This is a genomic window from Rhodococcus sp. A14, from assembly GCF_011603105.1.
GTDB lineage: Bacteria > Actinomycetota > Actinomycetes > Mycobacteriales > Mycobacteriaceae > Rhodococcus_F > Rhodococcus_F opacus.
The window spans coordinates 1-10,152 of the sequence record NZ_JAAOQS010000082.1; the positions used below are offsets into that span (position 1 = coordinate 1).

The following is a 10,152-nucleotide window of genomic DNA, read 5'->3' on the forward strand; positions in this document are numbered from 1 at the left end:
CGTCGGGTTTGGGTGCGGGGGCGGGTGCCTCGCACTTGACGATCGGGACGGGGTCGTACCGGACGGTCCTGGTGTTCCGGGAGATTTCCTGGCCGGTGGCGTGGTCGGAGATCACCCGGGTGTCGCTGGCGGTGAATCCCGGTGCGCCGCTGGAGGCGATGCAGTGATCGCCGGCGGGCAGGGTGACCGTGTCGGGCTCCGTCGGCTTGGTCCGGTTGCCGGTGATCGACTCGACGTCGACCGACTTGGTTCCCCAGAACCGGATGGTCAGATCCGAGGCGCCGCCGATGGCCTGGATCATCACACCCGTCTTGCCGGTGTTCCGGAACTGCAGGTCGATGGCGCCTTCGAAGACGGTGGCCTCGCGCGCCTCGGGGTAACGCGAGATGTAGTACGAGTGCTCGGTGTGCGCGACGTCCTCCATGCCCGCGAAATATGCGGCGTTGTAGAGCGTCGTCGCCACCTGGCTCACACCGCCACCGACGGCGGTGTCCGGGCGACCGTTGTTGATGATGCCCGACTCCACATAGCCCTGAGCCGTGCCGCGCGGGCCCGTGTACCCGTTGAGGGAGAACGTGTCGCCCGGCTTGATCAGCGCCCCGTTGATCTCACTGGCGGCGAGCCGGATGTTGGTACCCGACGCGGCAGAGAAGCCGCCGGTCGTGAACTCGCCAATCACTTCCTTCACGCCGAGCGCCTGCGCGGCCTCCGTGGTGAGGGCGGGCGGGACGGGTCCGTACACCGCGGCGGTGGTGTGAGAACCGTTGCCGCGCAACAACTCGGGCAGTGTCTCCAGCGTCTTGGGCCACTGCACCAGGTCGCCGACGACCGCGGGGACGACGGTGGGTGATCCGCCGTCGAGCGTGATCGTCGCGTCCTTCGGTGCGATCTCCGTCGAGACCAGCTGCGGGGCCAGGATGCCCGTGGCAGCCTCGATGTTGTAGGTGGGCTTCAGCCCGCCGTTGCCGTCCGGTTCGAAGCCGACGATGGCACCGATCTGCTGACGCGCCGCGGTCGCGACCTTGCCGTCGCGTCCGGTTACCACCAGATCGGCGGAGGCAGCGGGCGCCGCCACCTCGTCGAGCGCCCTCTGGACGCCTTCCTTCGTCACCGTCACGGGCACGACGTCGACGGGCAGGTCCACCGTCCGGCCGAACGCCCATTCCTCGGTCAACGCCGCCTCGGCGCCCTCGCCGTTCAGGTTCTGCCCGGTCGACGGGTCGACCGGAACCGGGGTCGGCCCCTCGAACACGACGGTCCCCTCGCGGGACGCGCGATCGGTCTCACTGCGGAGGCCGTCGACGGCGGACGCCAGCGCGGCCTCGTCGCGGGTCGACACCACACCGATCTCGTCGGTGGTGAAGAACGACGTGAGCCTCGTGAACGGGTTGAGCGGCTGCGAATCGGCCCGGTCGAGGGTGGCCTCCCAGTCGACCCCGAGCCCGGCGGCGGACGGAACGAGTTGCGTCGACACGTCGCCGGCCGTCACCGTCAGCGGTTGGTCGGCGCGCGGGCCCACCTGCGCCTGCAGAATGGCCTCGGCCTCCTCGCGGGACGAACCGCCCACGTCGACGCCTGCCACGGTCACCCCGCGCGGGACCTTCCCGGAGGACACCGCGAGGTCCGCGGCGTACGCGATGCCGATCAGGGCGATCACACCGCCGGTGACTGCTGCGATCTTCACCCAGGGCGCGCGGGCCGGGGTGGTCGGTTCTGCGGAGGGCTCGGCGGGCGCGGAAGGTTCCGGTGCCGGCTGCGGTGGGACCTGCGCCGCGGCGGTGGGCGCCACCACGGTCGGATCGTCGGCCGGTGTGGTGTACGCCGGCGTCGGCCCGGGAACGGGACCCGGCGGAATCGCGGGGATCACCTGAGTGACGTCCTCGTTCGCCGGCGGCTCCACCCACAACGGCGCGTCGGGAGCCTGCTCCTCGGAGCGTTCCCCCAGGTCACCGAGGTTCAGCTGCGTCGTCGGGGCGTCGTCGGCACTCGGCTGTTCCGCCGAATCCTCGGGAGCCGGAGCGTCCTCGGGAGCCGGAGCGTTTTCGGGTTCCGAGATCTCGTCCGGTTCCGGAGCGGGCGGGTCGGCCACATTCTCGGGTTCGACACTCTCGGGCGTCGCGGAAGGGTCCGGCGTCGACCGTTCGGGTGCCGTGCTCCCCTTGTCGCCGTCTTCGTCGTTCACCGTGGCCCTCTCACCGAGTTGTCCTTCGTGCGGGCCTCAGCTTGCCGTCGGTGCTCGTTGCATTTCAAGCGCGATCCGATCCGAGCGAGGCCCGGTCGAGACCCCCACGTCAGCGTACCGGCCGCCGGAAATGCAAGAGCCCCGCGCTGCTGCCAGGTCGGGGGTCAGGCAGCAACACGGGGCTGACAGGGATATCGCCAGCTAATCTCCAGCGTTACACCTGTTGGAAAAGAATTCGGGGATCCGGCCACCCCTCGTTGCCGGATCCCCGCTCGCACTGCGCGCACGCTGGCCTTTCCGGTCTCCCAGCTACCGGAAAGGCCAGTCGGATCACGCCTCTATGATTGCCGTCACACCCTGGCCGCCGGCGGCGCAAATCGAGATCAGGCCGCGGCCCGAGCCCTTCTCCGCCAGCATCTTGGCGAGCGAGGCGACGATGCGTCCGCCGGTCGCGGCGAACGGGTGCCCCGCCGCCAGCGAGGACCCGTTGACGTTCAGCTTGCTGCGGTCGATGGACCCCAGTGCGCCGTCGAGGCCCAGGCGTTCCTTGCAGTACTCGTCCGATTCGAACGCCTGCAGCGTCGCCAGCACGACGGACGCGAACGCCTCGTGGATCTCGTAGTAGTCGAAATCCTGCAGGGTGAGGCCGTTGCGGGCCAGCAGGCGCGGGATGGCGTACGTCGGCGCCATCAGGAGCCCGTCCTTGCCGTGGATGTAGTCGACGGCCGCGGTCTCGGAGTCGACGAGATGCGCGAGCACCGGAAGCTTGCGCTCGGCGGCCCATTCGTCGGTGGACAGCAGAACCGCTGACGCGCCGTCGGTGAGCGGGGTGGAGTTACCCGCCGTCATCGTGGCGTCGCCCGCCTTCACCCCGAAGACCGGCTTCAGCTTGGCCAGCTTCTCGGCGCTGGAGTCGGGCCGCAGGTTGTCATCGCGGGTGAGCCCGAGGAACGGCGTCACCAGGTCGTCGAAGAATCCGCGGTCGTAGGCGGCGGCCATGTTCTGGTGGCTGGCGGCGGCGAGTGCGTCCTGGTCCTCGCGGCGGACGCCGAATTCCTTGGCCGTGATGGCGGCGTGCTCGCCCATGGACAGCCCGGTGCGGGGTTCGCCGTTGCGGGGGATCTCGATGCCGAGCATGGACGGGCGGACGTTGCCGAGGAGCTTGATGCGGTCGCCGGTGCTCTTCGCGCGGTTCAGGGACAGCAGGAACTCGCGGAGTTCGTCGTTGACGCCGATCGGCGCGTCCGACGTGGTGTCGACGCCGCCGCCGACACCCGCATCGATGCGGCCGGCCGCGATCGCGTCACCGACGGCGACGATCGACTGCAGTCCGGTGCCGCAGGCCTGCTGCAGGTCGAAGGCCGGCGTGTACGGGCTGAGGGCGCTGCCGAGGACGCATTCGCGCATCAGGTTGAAGTCGCGGCTGTGCTTGAGCACGGCGCCGCCTGCGACGAGGCCCAGCTTCTCGCCCTGGAGGTTGAAGCGGCTCACGAGACCGTCGAGGGTGGCGGTGAACATGTCCTGGTTGGACGCCTGCGCGTACTTCCGGTCGGAGCGGGCGAACGGGATGCGGTTTCCGCCGACGATCGCGACGGGACGCTGCTGCTTTCCGCCTGGCTTCGGCGCCGCTGCGGAGTTCGAATTGGTGCGAGCTTTGCTGGTCACTGACGTCTCCAAGGATCTGGTGCGATTACCTGTTGGCTACTATTCTTACTCAGGAGTAAGTTACTTGTCGACACCGCACTTCACTCGGTGCTCGGTGACTGACCGCCAAACGACGACAGAAGGTAGGACCGTGGCAGCCAGCAAGGGAGCTCCCGACCTCTATTCCCAGTTCCTCTCATCCGCACCCGGCGCGTTCATCGCCGCGAAAGCGGGACTGCCGCGACCGGAGAACCTGCGGCGATACAAGCACGGCGAACCGCCGCTCGCCGGTCCGGTCCTGATCGGCGGCAAGGGCCGCCTCGTCGAACCGTTGCGCGAACTGCTGTCCGACTACCCCGCCGCGGGAACGGGCGACGACACGTACGGCGCTTTGGTGTTCGACGCCACAGGCATCGGTTCGGTCACCGACCTCGAGCAGCTTTTCGAATTCTTCCAGCCGGTCGTCCGCAACCTCGCGCCGTCCGCGCGCGTCGTCGTCATCGGCACCACCCCCGAGGAGACGTCCAGCGTCGACGAGCACATCGCCCAGCGCGCGCTCGAGGGCTTCACCCGCAGCGTCGGCAAGGAGGTCAAGCGCGGCGCCACGGCTCAGCTCGTCTACGTCTCGCCGAAGGCTTCCGCAGGACTGTCGGGTCTCGAATCCACGCTGCGTTTCCTGCTGTCGGCCAAGTCCGCGTTCGTCAGCGGCCAGGTCATCCGGGTCGGCGCCGAGGATTCCGTCGCACCCGCCGACTGGGACAAGCCGCTCGACGGGAAGGTCGCCATCGTCACCGGTGCGGCCCGCGGCATCGGCGCGACCATCGCCGAGGTCCTCTCCCGCGACGGCGCGCACGTCATCTGCGCCGACATCCCGGCCGCCGGTGAGGCACTGTCGGAGACCGCCAACAAGGTCGGCGGCACCTCCCTCGCGCTGGACGTGACCGCGGACGACGCGGCAGACAAGCTCGCCGAGTTCGTCCTCGAACGGCACGGCGGCGCGGACATCATCGTCCACAACGCCGGCATCACCCGCGACAAGACCCTCGCCAACATGGACGAAGGTCGCTGGAACATGGTGATTGGCGTCAACCTTCTTGCGCCGCAGCGCATCACCGACGTCCTCGTCGCCAAGGGTGCACTGAAGGAAGGCGGCCGCGTCATCGACGTCTCCTCCATCGCCGGCATCGCGGGCAACCGGGGCCAGACCAACTACGGCACCTCCAAGGCCGGTGTGATCGGCCTCGTGCAGGCCTCGGCGCCGGTGCTCGCGACGAAGAAGATCACGATCAACGCCGTCGCACCGGGCTTCATCGAGACGGCGATGACCGCGGCGATTCCGTTCGCCACCCGCGAGGCCGGACGTCGCATGAGCTCCCTGCTGCAGGGCGGCGAGACCGTCGACGTCGCCGAGACCGTCGCCTACTTCGCGAGCCCCGCGTCCAACGCCGTCACCGGACAGATCGTCCGCGTCTGCGGCCAGAGCCTGCTGGGCGCCTGATGTCCGGCAAGGTCGTGCAACTCACGGAGAAGCCGGGCACGCTCGACATCTACGCCCGGGCCGTGCGCAGTGCACTGCCGGTCATCGGCGCGAGCGGGCACAGTGCCCCGGACACGACGCTGGTCCTGAACGGCGTCCGCGTGGACCCCGACAACCTGGCGGCGTACGACCGGGTGACCGGCCTGCGTTTCGGCGACCACCTGCCGCTCACGTACCCGTTCACGCTGGTGTTCCCGGTCGTGATGAAGCTGATGGTGTCCGAAGGCTTCCCCTTCCCCGCCATCGGTTCCGTGCACGCGGAGAACGTCATCGAACAGTTCCGTCCCATCTCGGTGATCGAGCCCCTGGACGTGTCGGTGCACGCGGAGAATCTGCGTGAGCACCGCAAGGGACTCCTGATCGACGTGATCAGCGAGATCCGGGTCGGACGCGAACTGGTGTGGAAGCAGACGTCGACGTTCCTGCGTCAGCAGAAGACGTCGCTGTCCGGTCAGCCCGGCCCCGAGCCGAAGGCCGAGGAGGAGCCGCCGCGTCCGCTGCGGACGCTGCGGGTCGATCAGAAGACGATCGGCAAATACGCCGCGGTGTCCGGTGACCGGAACCCGATTCACGTGTCGACGTTGGGCGCCAAGGCTTTCGGATTCCCGAAGACCATCGCGCACGGCATGTGGAGTGCGGCCGCCGTCCTCGGGTCGGTGGAGGGCCGGATCCCGGACGCCGTCACGTACAGCGTGCGCTTCGGCAAGCCGATCCTGCTGCCGTCCACGCTGAACGTGTACGCCGATCAGACCGGCGACGGCTGGGATCTGTCGATCAAGCACCCGAAGAAGGGATACCCGCACCTCACCGCGACGCTGCGGTAGCTGCTGCCCGGGCGAATGTACCTTTCGACGCCGCCAAGGCGTCGAAAGGTACATTCACTCCGGCTTCTTCTTACCCGCGAGGCCGCGCCACGCCAGGGATTCCAGCAGGTCTGCGGCGGCGTCGACCTCGATCTCGCCGCCGGCGACGCGGTCGGCCACGGCCTCGCCCGCACCGACCAGGGCGATGGCGATCAGTTCGAAATCCTGCCCCGGCTCGGGATCCTTGGTGCTGGACTCGAGCAGGTGCGCGGTCAGCTCGATCAGCCGGTCGCGGCTCGATTGCACCGACCCCACGAACGCCTGCTGCCCCATCGCCTGGCGATACAGCACCATCCACGACTTGCGGTGCTTGCCCACGAACCCGAGAAACCCTTCGAGGGCCCGGCGCAGCTGTTCGCGCGGGCTCAGCCCCGGATCGCCCGCCGGAGCGAGTGCCTCGACGAAGCGCAGACCCTCCCGCTGGATGCATGCCGCGAACAGTTCGTCCTTCGAGCCGTAGTACAGGTACAGCATCGGCTTCGAAATTTCCGCCTTGGACGCGATCGCGTCCATGGACGTTTCGTGAAAACCTCTGTCGGAGAAGACGTCGACAGCAGCGTCGAGCATCTGCTGCTCGCGCACTGCGCGCGGCAGTCGCTTGGTGCCGCCGGCCATTCGTCCTCCATCATCGTCGAACCCGCTATCTTACTCTACGGTAATAAAGCGGGCCCGACCGGCGGACGAGAAGAATACCAGCACCCTGTCGCGGACCGGGGCACTAGCAGGCCAGCACGCCCTTGGCGCGCGCCACGGTCAGGACCGCCTCGTCGACACGCTGCTGCGGCAGCTTGCCCGAGGCCACAACGCTTTCGAGGTGATCGAGGACCCGCGGGACGTCGTCGGTGGTGAGCCACAGGGCGACGTCGACACCGGATTCCAGCGCGGTCTCGACGGCGACCGTGATGTCGTAGCGGTCGGTGATCGCCTGCATGCCGCTGAGGTCGTCGGTGAAGATCGGGCCGGTGAACGGCGGCGCGCCGTATCCGGTGCCGCCGCGCAGCAGCGCCACGGCGTCGGGACTGATGCTGGCAGGGACCCCGGGGGCGGTCAGACCCGGCACCTCGAGGTGGCCGAGCATGACGCCGACACCCGTGGACACCAGGTTCCGGAACGGGACGAGGTCCTTCGTCTGCAACTGCTCGAGCGGCGGGGTGGTGACGGCCCCGGTGTGCGAGTCGCCGGACGCCGATCCGTGGCCGGGGAAGTGCTTGATGACGGGCAGGATTCCCGCGTCCCGCATCCCGCGCGCGTACGCGTCGGCGTAGCGGGTGACCACGGCGGGATCGTCGGAGTAGGAGCGGTCGCCGATGACGCTGTCGTCGGGCTGGCTGCTCACGTCCACGTCGGGGGCGAAGTTCACGGTGACACCGAGGTCCTTCAGTCCGCGACCGCGCTCGAGCGCCATCTGGTACGTCTGCTCCTCCGTCATCGTGGCTGCGGTCTGCCGGGCGGACGGATCGGCTCCGAGCAGGTTCTCGACGCGCGACACGCGTCCACCCTCCTCGTCGATCGTCACCATCAGGGGCAGCGACGACGCCGACGCCACCTGGGGAATCTCACGGTTCGCGAGCATGGCCTCGTCGGTCCAGCTCCCGACGAAGATCCCGCCGATCTGCTCGTCCCGGACCACCTGAGCCGCATCCGCGGTGCCGGTCACTCCCACGTTCAGCAGCTGAGCAAGCTTGCGCCGCAACGGCAACGACTGCAGGAACTCCGTCTCGCACGACGCCGGTGCGGCGGCGGGCGCTGCGGTGCCGGTGTGCGACGCCGGCTCGACGGAGGACGGCGACGGCGTCGCTGTCGCCGACGACGATTCCGCGACCGTCTCGCCACCACCCGACGAACATCCGGCGACGAGGCCGGTACAGGCAGCGAGCGCGAGTGCATACTTGATCCGCATGGGTTCGACGGTAGCCCAATTCGCCACCGGCACCCCCCTGGTAGGCCCCGAATCGGCGACCGCTGCCGCCCGTCTTGGTAATCTGGACACAGAGGAAGCCCGTACTCAGGAGGTCGTAGTGCCCGGTGGTTTGATGTTGATCGCCTACGACGGATCCGACAACGCCAAGCGTGCCGTGGAGTGCGCAGGTCGCTTCCTCGCCTCCAATCGCGCTGTGCTGGTGACGGTGTGGGAGCCGATGGTCCGCCAGGCCGCGCGTATGTCGGGCCTGTCCGGTGTGATGCAACCCGAGTGGGTGCCCGACGAGGAGACCGAGGACGTCGCGTTCTCCGACGCCAAGGTGACCAACGAAGAGGGCGTCCAACTCGCCGAGGCCGCCGGGCTCGCCACCGAGGGCCGCTGCATCGAGTGCACCAGCACGATCTGGACGGCCATCGTCGAGACGTCCGACGAACTCGCGGTCGACATCATCGTCACCGGCACCCGCGGCACCACCGGTCTGCGGTCGTTGCTGCAGAGCAGCGTCGCCGACCACGTGTTGCGCCACAGCCACCGCCCGGTGCTGATCGTGCCTCCCGGGAAGTAGTCCGGCCGCCCGACTACTGTCGGGTGACCATGGACGGCTTCCTTCTCTCCCGCGCCGACCGGACGCTGCGCACGTCCGGTGCGCGGCACGGGCACGACACCGCGGCAGCCGCTGTCGCGGCCCTCGCGAACGGTGACACCGAGCTGATCGTCGGAGCGCTGCCGTTCGATCCCGAACGTCCCGCCGCGCTGACCGCCCCGGAATCGTGGGAGTTCACGGACGGCCCGTGGCGCCCCGGCACCGTTCCCGACCTTCCCTCCGTACACCTCACGCGGGAGGTCCCCGACCCCGCCGAGCACGTGGCCCGGGTGCGATCACTCGTCGACCGCCTGCGCGAGGGCACCCTCGGCAAGGTGGTGGCCGCACGCAGCGTCACCCTCCGCGCAGACACCCCCATCTCCGCAGAAGCGTTGGCCGCGAGAATGATTCACCAGAATCCCACCGCCAACGGGTTCGCCGTCGACCTCTCCGCGGCCGGCGAGAGCTTCCGCGGACGCAGTCTCGTCGGCGCCAGCCCCGAGGTGCTGCTCAGCCGGCGCGGGCGACGCGTCACCTGCCGTCCCCTCGCCGGAACCGCGCCGCGGCGCACCGATCCGGAGGCCGACGAGAAGGAAGGTCGCGGACTCCTGGAGTCCACGAAGAACTTGGCCGAGCACGCGTTCGTCACGGCCTGGATCAGGGAGGTCCTGGCGCCGCTCTGCACCGAGCTGACCATCCCGGACTCCCCGGTACTGACGAGCACGCACGAGGTGTGGCATCTCGCGACCCCCATCGAAGGCGTGCTGCGCGACCCGTCGACCAGCGCGTTGAGCTTGGCCACCGCGCTGCACCCGACCCCCGCGGTGTGCGGCACCCCCACCGACCTCGCTCTCGCGACCATCCGGGACGTCGAGGAGGATCGGCGGTTCTACGGCGGCGCCGTCGGGTGGTGCGGCGGCGACGGCGACGGCGACTGGGTGGTGGCCATCAGGTGCGCCGAGATCGCCGCGGACGGACTCGAGGCACTGGCGACGGCGGGCGGGGGCATCGTGGCCGAGTCCGACCCGGAGTCCGAACTCGACGAGACGACCACCAAACTGCGCACGCTGCTTCGGGCGCTCGGAGTGCAGCAGAGCCCGTGAACTGCAGAAACGGTGGCCCACGAGCACCAATCAGCAGTTCGGCGGCCCACGGGTGATACCTTGACCCGAGCAATTCGTACGCGGGAGTAGCCGTGTGCGTCGATGGCACGACGGTGGGAGATGTCTGATGGGGAAGTTCCTTGTGCCCGGTGTGGTCAGCGCCGTGGTCGGTGTCGCTCTCGGCACCGTGGCGACGCTCGGCATCACTGCAGCCGCACAGGACAACACGCGTCCCGAGATCGACCGCAGCGGCAACGCGGATTCCTCGCTCCTGAACCAGGTTGAGTACGGCAGCCGCTGAGAGCGCCGGCTCAACAAG

The 10,152-nt window shown here is 69.0% G+C and carries 9 protein-coding genes; 5 read left to right on the forward strand and 4 right to left on the reverse strand.

Annotated elements, in window-relative coordinates; translation table 11 throughout:
• Both G9373_RS32020 and G9373_RS32025 read right to left on the reverse strand, forming a co-directional pair.
• The coding region (locus G9373_RS32020) for a VanW family protein (protein ID WP_167118797.1) at window positions 1-2,182 on the reverse strand (2,182 nt) is incomplete at its 3' end.
• Between the two features lie 330 nt (window positions 2,183-2,512).
• Window positions 2,513-3,847, reverse strand: a complete 1,335-nt coding sequence (locus tag G9373_RS32025; protein ID WP_005575008.1) for an acetyl-CoA C-acetyltransferase — start codon at window positions 3,845-3,847, stop codon at window positions 2,513-2,515.
• Window positions 3,848-3,977: 130 nt separating this feature from the next.
• On the opposite strand from G9373_RS32025, the gene G9373_RS32030 reads away from it, so the two are divergent.
• Window positions 3,978-5,324, forward strand: coding sequence for a 3-oxoacyl-ACP reductase (locus G9373_RS32030; protein WP_005258533.1), 1,347 nt, complete (start codon window positions 3,978-3,980; stop codon window positions 5,322-5,324).
• Window positions 5,324-6,187, forward strand: a complete 864-nt coding sequence (locus G9373_RS32035; protein ID WP_005258534.1) for a MaoC/PaaZ C-terminal domain-containing protein — start codon at window positions 5,324-5,326, stop codon at window positions 6,185-6,187. The genes G9373_RS32030 and G9373_RS32035 overlap by 1 nt, the downstream gene beginning before the upstream one ends.
• A gap of 54 nt (window positions 6,188-6,241) precedes the next feature.
• Here the strand turns inward: G9373_RS32035 and G9373_RS32040 are convergent, their stop codons facing one another.
• On the reverse strand, window positions 6,242-6,841 hold the full coding sequence (locus tag G9373_RS32040; RefSeq protein WP_005258535.1) for a TetR/AcrR family transcriptional regulator: 600 nt from the start codon (window positions 6,839-6,841) through the stop codon (window positions 6,242-6,244).
• Between the two features lie 103 nt (window positions 6,842-6,944).
• Window positions 6,945-8,126, reverse strand: a complete 1,182-nt coding sequence (locus tag G9373_RS32045) for a glycoside hydrolase family 3 N-terminal domain-containing protein (RefSeq protein WP_005575010.1) — start codon at window positions 8,124-8,126, stop codon at window positions 6,945-6,947.
• 118 nt (window positions 8,127-8,244) lie between these two features.
• Between G9373_RS32045 and G9373_RS32050 the strand changes: the two genes are divergently transcribed.
• The 3 genes from G9373_RS32050 (at window position 8,245) to G9373_RS32060 (ending at window position 10,134) form a co-directional block, all read left to right on the forward strand.
• Window positions 8,245-8,712, forward strand: a complete 468-nt coding sequence (locus G9373_RS32050; protein WP_005243718.1) for a universal stress protein — start codon at window positions 8,245-8,247, stop codon at window positions 8,710-8,712.
• Between the two features lie 29 nt (window positions 8,713-8,741).
• Window positions 8,742-9,833 (forward strand): isochorismate synthase, encoded by a 1,092-nt coding sequence (locus G9373_RS32055; RefSeq protein WP_037204330.1) that lies wholly within the window; start codon window positions 8,742-8,744, stop codon window positions 9,831-9,833.
• Window positions 9,834-9,960: 127 nt separating this feature from the next.
• Window positions 9,961-10,134 (forward strand): DUF2613 domain-containing protein, encoded by a 174-nt coding sequence (locus G9373_RS32060; protein ID WP_005258546.1) that lies wholly within the window; start codon window positions 9,961-9,963, stop codon window positions 10,132-10,134.
• The last annotated feature ends 18 nt before the right edge of the window (window positions 10,135-10,152 follow it).